The following is an 18,812-nucleotide window of genomic DNA, read 5'->3' on the forward strand; positions in this document are numbered from 1 at the left end:
ATTGGATTTACTCAACATTCAAAACCAACAACAACATGGAAACAATTGAGGTTGAACATTATACCAGAGAAGAAAAAGATGAAATGATTCATAACAATATGGAGTATGTCCTTTTTTCCTGGCTCAAACAAAAAGGCATCAATCCCCTGAATATTGATTATGCAAAAGGGGTATATCTTTATGACTACGACGGGAAAAGACATATAGATTTTTCATCAGGCCTTATGAATGTTAACATTGGCCATGGAAATCAGCGCGTTACGGAGGCAGTTATGCGGCAAATGCAGAAAGTCAGCTATATCACACCAAGCTGTATGACCAAAGTCAGGGGAGATCTTGGTAAGAAACTGGCTGAAATCTGTCCGGGAAAATTAAATAAAGCATTCTTTACCCTTTGCGGGTCAACCACTATAGAAAATGCCATAAAAGTTGCCAGATTGCATACAGGCCGTCATAAAATTCTGGGTAGATACCAATCGTATCATGGTTCTACTTACGGAGTCATGTCGGCAGGCGGAGATCCCCGTAAGTTATCTGCCGACTCACAGCAAGCCCCGAATTTTGTACATTTTGATATTCCGACTGCTTATCGCTGGCCGTATGGGGAAGAAGCTTTATTAAAAGAAGCGGTTTTGCATTTAGAAAGAGTTATTGCATTTGAAGGGCCGGAAAATATCGCAGGAATCTTACTGGAAGGAGAATCCGGTTCATCAGGCTGCCTTAAATATCCTGTCGGGTATCTGAAAAAAGTCCGGGAAATATGTGATAAACATGGGATTCTTCTGATTATTGATGAAGTGATGAGCGGTTTTGGCCGTACCGGAAAATGGTTTGGCTTTCAGCATCATGACATTGTTCCGGATATGATTGGTATGGCAAAAGGGCTTACTTCCGGATATATTCCTTTTGGTTGTCTGATGGTGACCGAAGAAATTGCTGCGAAATATGACGATGTTGTTTTACCCCTCGGACTCACCTATTCTGCTCATCCGGTTGCCTGTGCTGCCGCATTGGAAGTTCTTCAGATTTACGAAGACGAAAATTTGATTGAAAATGCAGTAAAAATGGGAAAATATGTTGAACTTAAGGTATCAGAAATGCAGAAAAAGCATCCTTCTATCGGAGAATTCAGGAATACAGGTTTACTGGGATGTATAGAGTTAGTAAAAAACAGGGAAACAAAAGAACCAATGGCTCCTTTTAATGCCAGACCGGCAGAAATGGCAGTCATGAATCAGGTAGCAGCCAAAATCAAGGAATTAGGCATGTACACCTTTGTACGATGGAATTATATTTTTGTTGCCCCGCCGCTTTGTGTTACAACAGATGAAATTGATGAGGGTCTGGATATTATTTCTCAGGCTATCGCCATCGCAGATCAATATGTAAACTAACAAATGCCCCGATATGTCAGCACATCATGAAGTAGAAATTACGCAAGAGCTGGAAAATTCTGTTTATTACAGTGAAGATATGGCTCCGGTACCTCTCTCCAAAAGAAAATGGGATACCTGGAATTATATTTCACTCTGGATAAGCATGAGCATGTGTATTCCAACGTATATGCTTGCGAGTTCTCTCATCGAAGGCGGAATGAATTGGTGGCAGGCTATTCTGACCATTTTACTGGGAAATTCCATCGTTTTAATCCCCATGATTCTCAATGGACATGCCGGAGCAAAATATGGTATCCCCTTCCCGGTATTTGCCAGAGCAAGTTTCGGGCTGAAAGGAGCGAATATTCCGGCAATTCTTCGTGCAATTGTAGCATGCGGCTGGTTTGGAATCCAAACCTGGATCGGAGGTTATGCCATTTACCAGACAATGGTTATCTGGTTTCCCGCTTTCGGGACTTTGCCGGACATCTTTCCTGTTTCATGGGGACTAAAAACCGGACCGGCCATTTGCTTTCTTTTCTTCTGGGCAATCAATATGTATGTGGTATATCTCGGCGTAGAAAGCATCCGGAAGCTGTTGATTTTTAAAGCATTCTTTCTTCCGTTTGCTGCACTTGCCCTGTTAATCTGGGCTATTGCTTCTACAGATGGATTAGGGCCGATTCTGGATCGTCCTTCAAAATTTCAGCATAATGCAGATTTCTGGAATTATTTTTTTCCGGCACTTACCGGAATGGTTGGTTTCTGGGCAACCATTTCTTTGAACATTCCCGATTTTACCCGCTTTGCTAAAAGTCAGAAAGCACAGGTTGTCGGGCAGGTTGTGGGCTTACCCACTTCAATGACTGTCTTTTCATTTATTGGTGTGGTCGTTACATCTTCTACCACTATTATTTTCGGAACAACAATCTGGGATCCGGTAGTATTAATCAGTAAATTTGACAACAAGTTGATTATCAGCTTTTCCATGCTCGCTGTTGCTATTTCTACCCTGGCCACAAATATTGCCGCGAATATTGTCAGTCCGGCTTATGATTTTGCCAATTTATCCCCGAATAAGATCAATTTCCGAACAGGAGGATTTATTACCGGGGTAATCGGAATCCTGATGTTTCCCTGGAAACTCATTGCTGACCCAAGTGGATACATTTTTACCTGGCTGATTGCTTATTCCAGCTTGCTGGGGCCCATTGGCGGAATTATGATTGCCGATTATTATTTCATTAAAAAACAAACCCTAAAAGTACCTGACCTCTTTAAGGAAAAGGGAATGTACTGGTATAGCTCAGGACTTAACCGGATTGCGGTATTCTCTCTCATTGTCGGGATTTTACCAAATATTCCGGGTTTTCTGATTACCATAAATGCAGTAAATGCCTCTGCATTCTGGCCCTGGCTTACAGGCTTGTATCATTATGCCTGGTTTGTAGGATTTATCCTTTCAGGTTTGTGCTATTATATTTCCGGCAAAAGGTAACATTATTTCTGTTCTAAGTTCGTTTGAGAGTAGTTTTCAACCAGGAATATTAACTTCCAGTTTGAGACTTCTCCGCTTTCTTAATTCTGTATTAAAAAATCTTTTACAGCATATGTCAATACTCATTAAAAACGGTCGCATTATCACTTCTACGCTCGACTTCGAGGGAGATCTTTTTATTGAAGGAGAGAAAATTTCAGCCCTGGGAAAAAATCTTTCTGTAAAAGCTGATCAGGAAATTGATGCTTCCGGGAAGCTGGTCTTTCCGGGTGGAATAGACCCGCATGTGCACCTGGAAATGCCTTTTATGGGCACTTTTTCCAGTGATACCTATGAAACAGGAACCCGGGCGGCTCTTTTTGGCGGAACAACCTCTGTAATAGATTTTATTTTACAAAAACAAGGGCATTCTCTGTATGAAGCCTTTAATGAATGGAGTGGAAGAGCTACCGGAAATGCAGTAGGTGATTATTCTTTTCACATGGCGGTAACTGATTTCAATGAGGATACCCGGAAAGAGATAGAAGCTCTGGTTAATCAGGAAGGAATCACTTCTTTCAAAATGTTTATGGCTTATAAAGGTGCTTTGATGATAGATGACCGTCAGCTGACCGGACTGATGACTGAGGTGAAAAAACAGGGCGGTATGGTAACGGCTCATGCAACCAATGGAGAAATGATTGATTTTCTGGTAGCAAAGTTCAAAGAAGAAGGCAAATTATCTCCGCTTTATCATTACTTGTCGCAACCGGAAGTTACCGAAGCTGAAGCTTCCGGACGTTTTGCTGACATTGCCAACTATACCGGATGCCCTGCTTATATTGTTCACATGACCTGCGAAGGAGCCTTGAATGCGGTACGAAATGCGACCAGAAGAAATCAGAATGTGTTTGTAGAAACCTGTATTCAATATCTAACACTTGATGCCTCTTTGTATGACAAAGGGTTTGAATCTGCAAAATGGGTCATGAGTCCACCATTGAGAGAGAAAAAAGATCAGCAAACACTCTGGGCCGGACTAAATCAGGGACTGGTACAGGTTGTTGCGACAGATCATTGTCCTTTTTTCTGGAAACAAAAGGAAATGGGCTCGGAGGATTTTTCAAAAATTCCGAACGGACACCCTGCCATAGAACACCGGATAGAATTGCTTTATTCTGAGGGTGTGGCCAAAGGGAAAATTTCCCTGAATAAATTCGTGGAACTGACTTCCGGCAATGCCGCTAAAATATTTGGCATGTTCCCTCAGAAAGGAACGCTCTCGCCGGGATCAGATGCAGATATCGTCATTTTTGACCCTTTAAAAAAACACAGTATTTCCGCAAAAACGCATCACATGAATTGCGATTATTCAGCTTATGAAGGCTGGGAATTAACCGGAAAATGTGAAAAAGTCCTGCTCAGAGGAAAAGTAGTTATTGACGACAATCTCTGTCTGGTCGAAAAAGGGAATGGTAAATTCATCAAAAGGAACAAAGTTTCCGGCAAAATATAAAAGATACACTCATATTCAACTTTCTTCAAACCAAATAAAAGCAATAAAATATGTCAAGAATCATCAAATCAGGACTTATACAAGTCAGCCTCTCTATGACTGAAGGGGAAGGAAGTATTCAGGAAATTAAAGATTCCATGATAAAAAAACATATTCCTTACATTGAAGAAGCAGGACGTCAGGGAGTTCAGATTTTATGTTTTCAGGAAATCTTCACAACACCTTATTTCTGCCCCGGCCAGGATGCAAAGTGGTATGAATCTGCGGAAACCGTTCCCGGACCGACTACTGAAATGATGCAGGAATATGCCAGAAAATATAACATGGTAATTATTGTTCCGGTTTATGAAAAAGAAATGCAGGGGGTATTGTATAATACTGCTGCGGTAATTGATGCCGACGGTACATATCTGGGGAAATACCGCAAAAACCATATCCCTCAAACCAATGGTTTCTGGGAGAAATTTTTCTTTAAACCAGGGAATCTGGGTTATCCGGTTTTCCAGACAAAATATGCTAAAGTCGGGGTTTATATTTGCTACGACCGTCATTTCCCGGATGGAGCAAGGGTTTTGGGACTGAACGGAGCAGAGATTGTTTACAATCCTTCAGCAACAGTGGAAGGCTTATCAAAATACCTATGGAAACTGGAACAGCCTGCTCATGCTGCGGCAAACGGATATTTCATGGGTTGTATTAACCGGGTAGGCATTGAAAAACCCTGGAATCTCGGTAAATTTTATGGTTCATCTTATTTCGTAGATCCCCGTGGACAAATCATAGCCTCTGCTTCGGAAGATAAAGATGAATTATTAATTGCAGAATTTGATCTCAGTCTGATCGATGAAGTGAGAAGTACCTGGCAGTTTTTCCGCGACCGCCGACCTGAAACTTATGGAAAGCTGACAGAAATTTAAACATCTTTTTAACACTTTTAACACTTAATATTTTTTCAATCATGATGAAATTTATAGTACTGTTCTTCCTTTTATTTTCATTTTCAACGTTCGCACAAACTAAGTTTAACCCGGAAGCTGTTAAAAAACTATCATCTGATATTTGTGATTGCCTTTCAAAGAAAAAAACAGCTGAAAAAAGTAATATTGAGGCTTGTTTCGTCGAAACAATAACACAAAATACTGAATCCTACTCCGAAATGTTCGGCTTTGATATCCTTACCGCAGGAGATGGTCAGGAAGATATGAATCAGCTTGGAAAAGATGTAGGTTTAGCATTATTGAAAGACTGCAAAAGTACTAATACTGCATTTTTTAAACTTAATCAAACCAAAAAGCATCGGGAAAAAGCTGATGAATTATATAGCAGTAATAAATATGAAGAAGCTTTAATAGAATATAATCTAGCCATTGCATCTAATATAGATTTAAACACTAATGTTTTTAACAACCGAGGACATTGTAAATACCAGCAAGGTGATTATTACGGAGCATTGGCCGATTACCAGTTTGCCATTTTAACTGATAGTTTGAATGCTGCAGCTTATAACAACATTGCTTTGACAAAATTTAAGCTTGGCAGAGCCCAGGATGCACTTAATGATTATAATAAAGCGATTTCTCTTGACTCAACAAATGCTAACTTTTATTCCAACAGAGGTATTTTATATTACGAGAATGATGTTTACGATGATGCTGAAAAAGACCTGAAAAAAGCCCTGAAATTGCGCAAAGAGGGAGACAAAACAGTTTCTGCAGAACATTACTATTTAGCATTAAATAAACAGTCAAAAGATGGAAACACCGTTGAAGTCGAAACCTATTTGAATAGGGCTATTGAATTAGCTCCTGACAATGGACTTTATCTGAACGTAAGAGGGCTTTATTATTGGGATAAGGAAAATCTTTCAAAAGCCAAAGCCGATTTTTTGAAGGCAATTGAAAAAAATAAAAGTTATAATCCGGCTTACTTTAATTATGCTCAGTTACTCTATGATGAAAAGCATTATGCACAATCGGAAAAATACCTGGATTCTGCTATTACGATCGCATCAGACTGGGGTATTTATTACTCTTTAAAGGGTAAAATCCTATACGAAAAGAAAGAATCAAAGAAGGCATTTGAAATGTTTGATAAATCCATTGAAACTGATCCTCAGATTGTAAGTCTATATGAGACAAGGGCCAGCTATTTTGAGAAAATTCAGAACTATGATAAAGGTATCGATGATTATAGCAAAGCCATTGAGCTTAGTAATCAAAATGGTCACGCTTATCACCAAAGAGGTTTACTTTATTTAAAGAAAAACAAAAAAGCTGAGGCCTGTGAAAATTTCTATTTAGGAAAACTTTTCAAAAATGCTGAAGCGGAAAAGTCTTATAAAACCAATTGCAAATAAACACTCACGTTTATGTCAATATCAGGCAACCGATTAAATACAGAACAATACCTGGCAAACTTTGATGATATTCATCCCGGATTTGAGACAAAAGAGGGAGCTGTTATTGAAGCAAACCGATGCTTGTTTTGCTATGATGCCCCCTGTACAAAACTCTGTCCGACCAGCATTAATATTCCCGGGTTTATCAAACAGATTGCTTCACAGAATTTAAAAGGATCCGCGCAAACTATCTTTTCTTCCAATATTTTCGGAGGCGGGTGCTCAAAAGTCTGTCCGGTTGAGAAATTATGCGAAGGGGCATGTGTGTATAATCTGATGGAAGAAAAGCCTATTTCAATTGCCCGGCTCCAGCGATATGCCACCGAACCGGCAATCGAACACAAATGGCATTTATTTGAACGAAAAACCTCTGTAAACAAAAAAGTAGCTGTTGTAGGCGCCGGGCCGGCTGGTCTGGCATGTGCACATGCTCTTTCTCTTGAAGGCGTCGACGTGACAGTGTTTGAGAAAGAGTCCAAAGGAGGCGGATTGATGACTTATGGCATTGCCGCTTATAAAGTTACCCCAGAATTTTGTGAGAATGAAGTCAGTTTTATTACCTCTGTCGGAGGCATTGACATCAGATATAATCAGGCGCTTGGTAAAGATATTTCCCTGACTGAATTGCGATCAGCTTTTGATGCTGTTTTCATTGGAATCGGAGTTGGGGTAGCCAGACAACTTGATATAGAAGGAGAAGATCTGGTTGGCGTGGTAGATGCGATTTCTTTCATTTATAATCTCAGAACAAAAGATTATGCCGAGGTAGCAGTCGGCGACAAAGTTGCCGTTATCGGACTTGGCATGACAGCCATTGACGCAGCTACTCAGGCAAAACGGCTTGGGGCTAAAGAGGTTACCATTGTTTACCGCAGAACAGAAAACGAAAAACCCTGTACACAGGAGGAACTTAACATTGCCAAACTGGATGGCTGTAAGTTTGAATACCTGGCTTCACCCAAACAAGTCGTAGGCCAAAATGGCAAAGTTTCAGGTTTAATCTGTGATAAAATGACACTGGGAGAGCCTGATGAGTCGGGAAGAAGAAGTCCGGTTAGTCTTGGGGAAACCTTTGAGCTGGAAGTAGATATGGTAATCAAGGCCGCAGGACAAACACCCTTTGAATCATTAATTAAGTCTTCCAATATTCTGCATAAAAATGGTAAAATTCTTACCGACGATTCTTTAGCCACAAATCTTTCCACGGTTTTTGCCGGGGGTGATTGTATAAATGGCGGGAAAGAGGTCGTAAATGCTGTTCAGGATGGAAAAGATGCTGCCACTGCTATTCTTCGTTATCTTGGTGTAAACGCATAGATTCATTGCAACCACATAGGCATATAGGACACATAGACTCGTTTTATGCAACCACATAGACATATAGGGCACATAGATCCATTTTATGTAACCGCATAGGCATATAGGACACATAGACTCGTTTTATGTAACCACATAGGAATAGATTATGCAACCACATAGACATATAGGGCACATAGAGTTATTTACTGGCGTGTAGTTAATATCATTTGTTTAATCTGAATTTAATAATGATGTTGTTGTTTTGAAAAATCAGAAAACAGCATTGCCTAAAATTTAAAAAGATGGCAGATATTTCTAGTGACTTTTTAGGTATAAAATCACCCAATCCATATTGGCTGGCTTCAGCGCCTCCTACTGATAAAAAAATCAATGTAATCAGAGCACTGGAAGCTGGCTGGGGTGGTGTTGTCTGGAAAACCCTTGGTTCTCAGGTCAAAAACGTTTCTTCCCGTTATTCTGCAGTTGGTTATAATGGTCAGCGGGTAATGGGTTTTAACAATATAGAACTCATTTCTGATCGCCCGCTTGATATCAACCTTCGGGAAATTAAAGAGGTTTTAAAAGAATTTCCGGATCGGGCAATGGTTGTTTCTCTCATGGCTGATAATTCCAGAGAAAAATGGCATGAAATGGTAAAACAGGTTCAGGACACCGGAGCGCATGGGATTGAACTTAATTTCGGTTGTCCACACGGCATGACGGAAAGAGGAATGGGAGCGGCCGTCGGACAAGATCCTGAAATTGCCAGGATGATTGTAGAATGGGTGATGGAAGTCGCCGAGATTCCGGTCATTACCAAACTTACTCCCAATGTCCATTCGGTTGTACCTTCCGGAAAAGCAGCCGTAGAAGGGGGTACAAATGCCCTCTCTCTGATAAATACCATTCAATCTGTAACCGGGATTGATCTTGATACGCTGATTCCCAATCCTAATGTTGGAGGACAATCTGTTTTTGGTGGTTATTGCGGACCGGCTGTAAAACCGATTGCATTAAAAATGCTGACTACAATCAGTCAGGATAATATAACCAATAAAGTCCCTGTTTCAGGCATCGGAGGTGTTTCCACCTGGCAGGATGCCGTGGAATTTATGCTTTTGGGTGCAACAAATGTACAAGTCTGCACTGCTGTTATGAAATATGGTTTCAGGATTATAGAAGATTTATGCAGCGGTCTTAATAACTGGATGGATGAAAAAGGCTTTGCCAGAACTACCGATTTCATTGGTAAATCCGTGCCAAAAATGACCGATTGGGAACAATTAGATCTCAATTTTCACATTGTCGCAAACATCAATCCGGATAAATGTGTACATTGCGGTTTATGTTACATTGCTTGTGAGGACACCTCGCATCAATCCATTAATCTTAGTAAGGGATTTCCTTATAACAATTATTCTATTATCGAAGAAGAGTGTGTAGGCTGTAATCTTTGTAAATTGGTTTGTCCTGTTGAAGACTGTATCACAATGGTTGAAAAACGCCATGCTGAAGAAAAAATCAACTGGAAAGAATTTGTAAACAAAGGCCTTCCCTTAAACAGTCATTAATTCCTGATGAGTCAGAAAACAGTTTTGGTAATCGGTAGCTCTAATACCGATATGGTTGTGAAAACCGAGCAGTTCCCGGTTCCGGGAGAAACCGTTCTTGGCGGTGTATTTTTAATGAATCCTGGTGGAAAAGGTGCCAATCAGGCCGTCGCTGCGGCCAGGCTGGGAGCAAAAGTGGTTTTTATCACAAAGGTAGGAAAAGACCTTTTCGGAAATTCTGCGCTGGAAGGTTTCAGTAAGGAAGGAATAGACATTAATCATATCAGAAAAACAGAAGATTTCGCTTCAGGAGTGGCTCTTATTACGGTAAATGGTCATGGCGAAAACAGCATTGTTGTTGCTTCCGGAGCGAATATGGATCTGCAACCTGCTGATATTGAAAACGAAGTTTTTGATTCTGCAGAAATTATTCTCCTGCAACTGGAAATACCATTGGATACCGTAAAATACCTTATCCAGAAAGGCAAAAAATCCGGAAAAAAGGTAATCCTTAATCCTGCCCCTGCCAGTAAACTGGAAGATGAATTTCTGGATGGGCTTTATCTGATTACTCCCAATGAAACTGAAACCCACCTGATTACCGGAATTTTGCCCGAAGATGAAGAAAGTCTTCACAAAGCCGGAAATTATTTCAGGGAAAAAGGTGTTCAGAATGTAATTATTACCCTGGGCAGTAAAGGGGTTTTTCTGATGAATGAAAATTATACAGAAATTATTCCGGCCAATAAAGTTACTCCGGTTGATACTACAGCTGCCGGAGATGTTTTTAATGGTGCATTACTAACTGCTCTGGTGGAAAATACCGATTGGCTTAAGGCCTGCAAATTTGCCTGTAAGGCTGCCAGTATTTCAGTAACCAGAATGGGAGCACAATCTTCAGCCCCTTACAAAAATGAAGTAGCAATTGATTAAAAGCGGTCGCTGAACTTCACCAAAATCTCAAAACTGATCAAAGTACTTATAAATATATGAAAAAGATTCCCGTTATTATTGATTGTGATCCCGGACATGACGATGCTGTAATGATTATGCTCGCTTTCGGAAGCGGTTTATTTGATGTGAAAGCCATTACCACTTCCGCCGGAAATCAGACGCAGTCAAAAACCTTAAAAAATGCCTTAAAAATCGTAACATTAATCGGGGCAAAAGTTGATGTTTATAAAGGTTGTGAAAAACCGCTTTTCAGAAATCTTATCATCGCAGATCATGTACATGGGGAAATGGGAATGGACGGCCCTATTTTACCGGAGCCTAATAAAATATCTGAAAAACTTTCAGCCGTAGAAGCGATCGCTAAAATTCTGGAAGAAAGTGAAGAGAAAATAACAATCGTTCCGACAGGCCCTCTCACCAATATTGCAACATTTCTGCTCGCATATCCTCATCTGAAACATAAAATCGAACGGATTTCATTAATGGGTGGCGGAATTTTCAGAGGAAATATAACACCAAAGGCTGAATTTAATATTTATGTTGATCCTGAAGCGGCCTCGATAGTGTTCAATTCAGGCGTCCCGATTACCATGTGCGGGCTTGATGTTACACATAAAGCGCTCGTTTTTCAGGAAGATATCGAGCTTTTCCGTAACATAGGTAATCAATCCGGGAAAGTGGTAGCAGAGTTAATGGATTTCTTCTCCATTTTCTATCGCCAGGAACTTCCGGAACTGGAAGGCGGCGCAGCACTCCACGACCCATGCTCAATTGCCTGCTTAATTGCCCCTTCGATTTTCAAGTCAAAACCTTGTTATGTTGACGTGGAATTGCAGGGAAAACTTACTACCGGCACTACTGTTGTTGATTTTTATAACGTCCTCAAAAAAGAACCCAATGCTGAGGTAGTCTATGACATAGACCGGGAACAATATATTCAATTACTGTATGATGCGATAAAAGTATTGCCTTAAGCTCCGGTGGCCTTTATTTATTTCATGCCCCAATCGAAAGCAGCCTTTGCAATTGCAGCAATAGTCGGTTCTATTCCTTCAGCCCGCTCATTTGCATTCATGATAAAGATACAGATTATCAGGTGCTTTCCATTGGGGAGTGTAACGATTCCTACATCATTTACAGCGGCGGTTATACCTTCAGAATTGGTAGAAGATGTTCCTGTTTTATGAGCTAACGAGGTTCCTTCCGGCAATAAACCCTTTATCCTTTTGAGTCCGGTAGGCGTTTCTGTCATTATTTTGAGTAAAAAGGTATTGGACGATTTGGACAATGCTTTTTCTCTGAAAACAATCTCCAGCAATCTGCCCATTTCAACGGGCTGAGTCCAGTTAGTATATTGTACATTCCAGTCTTTCCCCATTTCCTTTTCCGACGCTTTTATCTGGATTCCTTTAATGCCCAGTTTTCGTAAAAATGTCTCCGTTTTTGAAACACTCACCACCTTTTCCAGTAAAATATCACAGGCATTATTATCACTCAGAGACACCATATATACAAGTAAATCTCTAATGGAAACATCTATATTCCCCTCAGGATATTTATCTCTTAAAGGACTGTAAGTCTTATACATATCTTCCTTCGCCACATGGATCATTTTATCCAGACTGCAATTACCTGAGTCTATCTCATGAAGAACGGCCATGGCAATCGGAAATTTAAAAACACTCTGCATCGGGAAATGCTTATCTCCATTCCAGGAAAAATGTTGTTTCTCTTCCACTTTCATTACTGTTACTCCGACTGTTCCCTTAATGTTTTTAGCCAGATTTTTTACCTGTTCCTCAAAAGATTCTGTTTGTGCAAAGCTGACACTCCGGATAAAAAGTAAAGCGGTCAGACAATTGAAAACTAAAAACTTAGTCATAATACGGATTTTTAAAAATGAAAGAATTGTCTTCTAAAATTACAGCATTTGTTCAGGATAAACACCTCTACCCTGCTTATTCTTGCTGCCTATTTAAATCCTTTCTCTTTCAGGATAAAATCTTTTTTCTGAAAGACTCCCTGAAACTGTCAATTTTATGGCTAAAAAAAGTACAAATTTTTGTGAAATTTTGTCGAAAAAGTACCATTAGTTAAAATCACAATAAAACATCATTTGGTTATATAATTTGATTTTTAAATCCAAATAGTACTATAAAATATCGATAAAATAAAAAATAGTAGTTAATGTTCAATCATTAGTTAAAATAGTACTATACATTTTATTCTGGAATAAATCAATTTTGTACCATCAATACAAAATTTCATTTAAGATAATTTATGAAGAATTTTACAACTAAAATCATTCTCCTATGCTCCTTAATGCTGTGGGGAACCGTATCCCGGGCGCAGCAGCGAACCATGACTGGTAAAGTAACCGATGTCACCGGAGCAGGTCTTCCCGGCGTATCAATTCTGGTAAAAGATACAAAAACAGGTACTACATCAGACGTAAACGGGAACTACAAAATCAGTATTCCGCAAGGCAGCAAGTCTATTATTTTCTCATTCGTCGGAATGGTATCGAGTGTTCAGGCGATAGGTAACAAATCCGTTCTCAATGTTACCTTAGAGAATGACGTGAAAGATCTGGCAGAAGTTGTAGTAATTGGTTATGGTACAGCCAGGAAAGCAGATATTACTTCCTCAATTTCTTCTGTAAGTGAAAAAGATATTAAGAATTTACCCGTGCCGGGAGCAGATCAGGCTCTCCAGGGTAAAGTTGCCGGAGTAACTGTAACAAGCAATGGCGGTCAGCCCGGGGGTGGTGTTTCAGTCAAAGTTCGTGGTATTACCAGTGTAAACGGAAACGAACCTCTATATGTAATCGACGGTGTTCCGATATTAAGTGGTCGCAGCAGTATTGCACAGGATCAGTTAGGCGGTATGGCAGGACAATCAGTGCAAAGTCCTCTGGCGGCGATGAACCCTAATGATATTGCATCAATCGATATATTAAAAGATGCTTCTGCACAGGCTATTTACGGAGCGTTAGCTGCCAACGGAGTAGTTTTAATTACGACAAAAAAAGGAAAAAGCGGGGAAGGGAAAGTGAGTTATGATGTATATTACGGGGTACAAAGAATTCCTAAGAAGTTACCTCTTCTGAATCTTCAGCAGTATGCCGGTTATTTTAATTCCCTTGTTCCTGAAGTGAGAGCAAGCGGAGCTGGCACTTTAGATACGTTGGGAGAATTCAAAAATCCGGCCGTTCTGGGCAATGGTACTAACTGGCAGGATGCGATCTTCCAGACCGGATATATTCAAAACCATCAGTTAGCCTTCTCGGGAGGTAAAGATAAAACTACTTACTACTTTTCGATGAATTATTTCGATCAGAAAGGTACCGTAATTGGTTCACAGTTTGAAAGATATGCTTTAAGAGCCAGTGTTGACCATCAGGTAAAAAGCTGGCTGAAAGCCGGAGTCAGTGTGAACGTTTCAAGAGCTAATCAAAAAATTACACTTACAGATGGCTCTGATGCCGTAATCAGTGTGGGTTTGTACAATAGTCCGGCTTCTCCGGTGAAAGGTTTTGACGGAAGTTATTCTTCAGTAACATCCATCGGTGGTTCTACTTTCGGAAATCCCAATAACCCGGTTGCTTTAGCAGAATTAAGAGATGTAAGAGCAATTCAGACCAAAGCTTTCGGGAATATTTTTGCTGAACTTGAATTTACCAAATGGCTGACTTTGAGAAATGAGTTAAACTATGATTTCAACCTTTCTCAAAACACAGCATTTCAACCTTATGTACGTAATGATGCAAGCGGATTGATTATCCTTTCTCCAAGTAAACTGGTAGAAGACCGCGGAACAAGTTTGTACTGGGCTTTAAAAAATTACCTGACTTTCAACAAAGGTTTCGGAAATCACTGGGTAAATGCAGTAGTTGGTCATGAAGTATCAGAATCTAATTACGATCAGGTAACTGCTTCACGTCAGAATCTTACTCTGAACCTTCCTTCCTTAAATGCAGGAGAAGGAGGTACAACACAATCTATTTCAGGAGGAAAGTATCCCTGGGCTATGGAGTCATATTTTGCACGTGTAAATTATTCTTACAACAGCAAGTATTCATTAAGTGCTTCATTGAGAAGAGACGGATCGGCTAGTTTCGGGCCAAACAAAAGAATTGGTTACTTCCCGGCTGTTTCTGCCGGCTGGACAATCTCCGGTGAAAACTTTGCCAAAAACTGGGAAAAGGTAAACTTTCTTAAACTCAGAGCAGGAATCGGTGCCGTTGGTAACTCAGGTGTAGGCGGAAATAACGTTTATACCACTAACATCCGTTTGTTCAGTACCGCTCCATATGGAGCAGGTGGTGTTCCTCAGAACGTGGGTAACCCTAATCTTGCCTGGGAATCGGTTGTTACTTACAACAGTGGTATTGATGCGACCTTATTTAACCGTAAGGTTGACCTGACTTTAGATGTTTACAAAAAAGTCTCAACCAATATGCTTTTGCAAACGCAATTGCCGGTATCTTCCGGTTTAGGAACTTCCTGGAATGATATCAACTCTCCATGGACCAATGCCGGAAAAATGACCAACACGGGTATTGATATCAGTCTGACCACGTATAACATTCAGAGTAAGGGTTTCTCCTGGAAAACCAATTTTATTTTCTCACATTACAAAAATATCCTGAATGAACTCAATGACCCGAGTGCTTCGATCAGAGGATACAAAGAATATGGTGATGCGGTACTTGTTACCAGGAGTGCGGTCGGACAGCCGGTAGGTACATTTTACGGATATGTAACAGATGGTTTGTTCAGAACCCGTGAAGAATTAAATAAATCAGGCGCTTCTCAGGGACTTGATGTAAAACCTACAGGAACCTGGTTAGGTGATGTACGTTACAAAGACCTTAACGGCGATGGAGTTATTGATTCAAAAGATGTTACTGTAATCGGTAATCCAAATCCTGATTTCACTTATGGTATCACAAATACATTCAATTACAAAGGTTTTGACTTATCGGTTTTCTTAAGCGGAAGCCAGGGCGGACAGATTCTGAATTACACACGTCGTCTGACAGAAGGAATGCAGAATGCTTACTGGAATCAATCAACAGCCGTTTTGGACAGATATACCGAAAGCAATCCGAACGGATCTCTTCCACGCTACAATCAATGGCATAATAACAACTTCAGAGTATCTGACCGCTTCGTAGAGGATGGTTCATATCTGAGAATACAAAATATCTCTTTAGGATACAATCTGCCTAAATCCTTGATTAGTAAGGCCAAACTTACCAATGCCCGTCTTTATCTCTCGGTACAAAATGCTTATACATTTACAAAATACAGTGGGTATGATCCGGAATTAGGTTCGTTCAACAACAGTATTAAGTACATGAACGTAGATGATGGCCACTATCCTAACCCTCGTACGTTCACCATCGGAGGTAATTTCGAGTTTTAACAGCTAATTAAGAAAAAAGGAGTATCAGCAAAAAAGCAGCGGAAAAGGCAGATTTGGCACAGCTGGTACAATACTAAACAATATTGAATTATCATCTTATGAAAAAGAAGATCATATTTTTACTCATGGCCTGCGCAGGATTAATGACTTCCTGCAAAGAAAGCTTCCTTGACAGGCCCTCCCAGAATGGCCCTACACTTGACAACTATTATACCACAGCGGAACAGGTGAACGGCGCAACCGGACTTTTATATAATACAATCTGGTATGAATATCAGGATAAAGCGTTCCATGCCATCGGGGAAGTGCTGAGCGGTAACATGTACACCGGAGATCCTAAATACAACTCCTTCCTGAATTTCACCGTGCAAAGTACCGATGAGCAGGTATCCCGTTCATGGTATGCATTCTATAAAGTAGCCGGAAATGCAACGGTTCTTGTCCAGACTTTCGAACAAAAGAAAAGTCAGGTGAGTAATCCTGCTTTTCTTACCCAGGGTATTGCCGAAGCCAGATTCATGAGAGGTGTAGCGTATTTTTACCTCGCCAGAATTTTCGGTGATGTACCAATTGTTTCAGATCCTGTTGCCCTTGCCAACTCCGGGGATTACAGAGTGCCAAAGTATCTTCAAAAAGATGTTTTGCGTTTTGCTTTGGAAGATTTGAAATATGCAGAAGAAAATTTACCCGAAAATTCATATCAGCCTGGTCGTGTAACCAAATATTCCGCAAAAGGAATGATGGCCAAAGTTTATTTGTATCAGGCTGATTATGCTAATGCAAAAGCAAAAGCAAATGAAGTAATTGCCTCGGGAAAATATACCCTGATGGACGACTATGCCCAGATGTTCACCAGTTCAAAAGTTAATAATAACGCAGAATCTTTGTTTTCTTTACAATGGCTTGCTTCCGGAGGATATTCAATCGGTAACCCGATTCAGGCTTATGTAGGACCTGGACCTTTGCTGAAACCAACAACCGGTGCCGGCTGGTCTGCAGTTATTCCTTCTATCGACGTGTTAAAATCTTATCAGTTTGGTGATAAAAGACGCAAAGGATCTGTAATGGAACATGGTTTTACCCGTTCTGACTGGAAAAATGTCAATTTCCCGAATGGTTATATGTACGATACAACCTGGACAAGCAGTAATGATGATGCGTTGAAAATCAAAACGCCAACCCGTTCAAATGCTTTGAAATATATTGTCGGACCCGGTTCAAACGGTGAAAATATCAATGGTACCTCTACAGATATATGCACTTATATTCTTCGTTATGCAGATGTTTTATTAATCTATGCCGAAGCAACTTTAGGAACGAATCCTTCCACTTCAGAAGCATCTGCGCTGACAGCCTTTAATAAGGTTCATAAAAGAGCAGGACTTGGAGAAGTAACCAGTCTGACAAAAGATGTTATCCTGAAAGAACGCAGAGTTGAATTCGCTTTCGAAGGAGACTATTGGTTTGATATCCAGAGACAAGGATTTGATAAAGCCAAACAGATGATTGCGGCACAGGAAAGAGGAACCTACAACGGAGATGGCTCAATTAACCATAATGCTCCTGTAATCACATCTGCTTCACAGCTTTATTTACCGATTCCTCAGGCGGAAACAGTCTCAAATCCTAAGTTGAACGAGCCAGCCATTCCTTATTATAAATAGACATCAGCACACAGCGGGGTTGACTGATAAGCAGCCAGCCCCCCTTGTCAGCATAAGAAAACATAAAAAGATCTTCAGATGAAAAGCATTTTCTCAAAAATAGTCTTACTCACTTTTATGTCGGGCTTCGCACTACTGACAGCCTGCAGTGACGGGGACACTATTAAACCGGGCACTCCCAAAGCAGACAGAATTGCCCCCGATTCCGCAGCCGGAGGTTCGGTATTAACCTTAACAGGTTCCGGCTTAGGCCAGATGCGCTCGATTGTATTCGAAAACGGAAACGTTCCTACTGGTCTGAATCCTTCGTTTAATACTGAAAACGCAATCGTTTTCCGCGTACCTGATACAGCAAACGGAGGTTTGCAAAAAATTACTTTCACAAATGTGGACGGAAAATCTGTTTCTATCCCATTCAAAGTAATTGCTCTTCCTTCCGTTTCTTCAGTGACTTCCAATGATTTTACAGGAGGTGATGAAATTACGTTAACAGGAAATAACCTGGCGGATGTTTCCTCTGTAAGATTGTCCGGAACAACCACTGCTGCAACAGTCCTTTCAAAAAGCAAAAAACAACTGGTAATCAAAATGCCGGTTACTTCCGACGGAAGAACTTCCCTTGATATAGTCAATTCTTCAGGACTCCTGAAAACTACTCAGGAATTTGTAAATGTGGACAAAGCTTTCCAGATTTTCACAGATGGTTACGGCGATGGTTTCGCTGACGGTTCATGGGGTGATGCCGGTGTAATTTCTTCAACGATTTACAAATACGGTAAAAAATCTATCGGAAAAACCTATGCAAGCGGGAACTGGCATGTTTTCGGTTTTGCCAACTGGAATACAGGAGTAACTTATTCTGCGGATTATAAATTCCTGACATTCTGGGTAAAAGGAGCATCAGCCGATTACTCTCTCTACATTTCTTCCGATCAGGGAATTGACGGTTTTGGAAGTTTCAATGAAAGCAATAAAATCAATGTTCCTGCCAATGTCTGGACTTATTACAAAATTCCTGTTTCGACTTTGAAATTATGGGCTAATGGCAACAAATTCAATCAGCTTGGATTTAGAATAAAAGGCCCTGATACTCAGAATGAAACATTTTATATTGACAATTTATTACTGGTAAAATAAAGGAGAATTAC

The 18,812-nt window shown here is 40.3% G+C and carries 13 protein-coding genes; 12 read left to right on the forward strand and 1 reads right to left on the reverse strand.

Translation table 11 applies throughout. The features are described from left to right. The first annotated feature begins 35 nt into the window (after window positions 1-35). The 9 genes from BM179_RS12190 (at window position 36) to BM179_RS12230 (ending at window position 11,544) form a co-directional block, all read left to right on the forward strand. On the forward strand, window positions 36-1,394 hold the full coding sequence (locus BM179_RS12190; protein WP_092017180.1) for an aminotransferase class III-fold pyridoxal phosphate-dependent enzyme: 1,359 nt from the start codon (window positions 36-38) through the stop codon (window positions 1,392-1,394). 13 nt (window positions 1,395-1,407) lie between these two features. After that, entirely contained in the window at window positions 1,408-2,874 is a 1,467-nt protein-coding gene (locus BM179_RS12195; protein WP_092017182.1) for an NCS1 family nucleobase:cation symporter-1, read from the forward strand. Between the two features lie 112 nt (window positions 2,875-2,986). Next, window positions 2,987-4,369, forward strand: coding sequence for a dihydropyrimidinase (gene hydA, locus BM179_RS12200; protein ID WP_092017184.1), 1,383 nt, complete (start codon window positions 2,987-2,989; stop codon window positions 4,367-4,369). 50 nt (window positions 4,370-4,419) lie between these two features. Beyond that, complete coding sequence (locus BM179_RS12205) at window positions 4,420-5,286, forward strand: nitrilase-related carbon-nitrogen hydrolase (protein ID WP_092017186.1); 867 nt, start codon at window positions 4,420-4,422, stop codon at window positions 5,284-5,286. 239 nt (window positions 5,287-5,525) lie between these two features. Next, on the forward strand, window positions 5,526-6,725 hold the full coding sequence (locus BM179_RS12210) for a tetratricopeptide repeat protein (RefSeq protein WP_177219379.1): 1,200 nt from the start codon (window positions 5,526-5,528) through the stop codon (window positions 6,723-6,725). A gap of 12 nt (window positions 6,726-6,737) precedes the next feature. Continuing rightward, on the forward strand, window positions 6,738-8,084 hold the full coding sequence (locus tag BM179_RS12215) for an NAD(P)-dependent oxidoreductase (RefSeq protein ID WP_092017190.1): 1,347 nt from the start codon (window positions 6,738-6,740) through the stop codon (window positions 8,082-8,084). A 284-nt stretch (window positions 8,085-8,368) separates the two neighbouring features. Then, window positions 8,369-9,637 carry an NAD-dependent dihydropyrimidine dehydrogenase subunit PreA gene (preA, locus tag BM179_RS12220; RefSeq protein WP_092017192.1) on the forward strand — a complete coding sequence of 423 codons (1,269 nt, stop codon included), beginning with the start codon at window positions 8,369-8,371 and terminating at the stop codon, window positions 9,635-9,637. A gap of 6 nt (window positions 9,638-9,643) precedes the next feature. Further along, complete coding sequence (gene rbsK, locus BM179_RS12225; protein WP_092017194.1) at window positions 9,644-10,549, forward strand: ribokinase; 906 nt, start codon at window positions 9,644-9,646, stop codon at window positions 10,547-10,549. 56 nt (window positions 10,550-10,605) lie between these two features. Next, on the forward strand, window positions 10,606-11,544 hold the full coding sequence (locus tag BM179_RS12230; protein WP_092017196.1) for a nucleoside hydrolase: 939 nt from the start codon (window positions 10,606-10,608) through the stop codon (window positions 11,542-11,544). 17 nt (window positions 11,545-11,561) lie between these two features. Here BM179_RS12230 and bla read toward each other — a convergent pair whose 3' ends face one another. Next, window positions 11,562-12,452: a class A beta-lactamase, subclass A2 gene (gene bla / locus BM179_RS12235; RefSeq protein WP_092017198.1), complete on the reverse strand. Its 891-nt coding sequence runs from the start codon at window positions 12,450-12,452 to the stop codon at window positions 11,562-11,564. Window positions 12,453-12,850: 398 nt separating this feature from the next. Here bla and BM179_RS12245 point away from each other — a divergent pair, with 398 nt between their 5' ends. The 3 genes from BM179_RS12245 (at window position 12,851) to BM179_RS12255 (ending at window position 18,801) form a co-directional block, all read left to right on the forward strand. Continuing rightward, window positions 12,851-16,000 carry a SusC/RagA family TonB-linked outer membrane protein gene (locus BM179_RS12245; protein ID WP_218159212.1) on the forward strand — a complete coding sequence of 1,050 codons (3,150 nt, stop codon included), beginning with the start codon at window positions 12,851-12,853 and terminating at the stop codon, window positions 15,998-16,000. 98 nt (window positions 16,001-16,098) lie between these two features. Beyond that, a complete protein-coding gene (locus BM179_RS12250; protein ID WP_092017201.1) occupies window positions 16,099-17,664 on the forward strand; it encodes a RagB/SusD family nutrient uptake outer membrane protein in 1,566 nt (521 codons plus the stop codon). Between the two features lie 78 nt (window positions 17,665-17,742). Further along, the gene (locus BM179_RS12255) at window positions 17,743-18,801 is read left to right on the forward strand and encodes an IPT/TIG domain-containing protein (protein WP_092017203.1); all 1,059 of its coding nucleotides are present in this window, start codon (window positions 17,743-17,745) and stop codon (window positions 18,799-18,801) included. Window positions 18,802-18,812 lie beyond the last annotated feature (11 nt).

This window comes from Pseudarcicella hirudinis, from assembly GCF_900115665.1.
GTDB lineage: Bacteria > Bacteroidota > Bacteroidia > Cytophagales > Spirosomataceae > Pseudarcicella > Pseudarcicella hirudinis.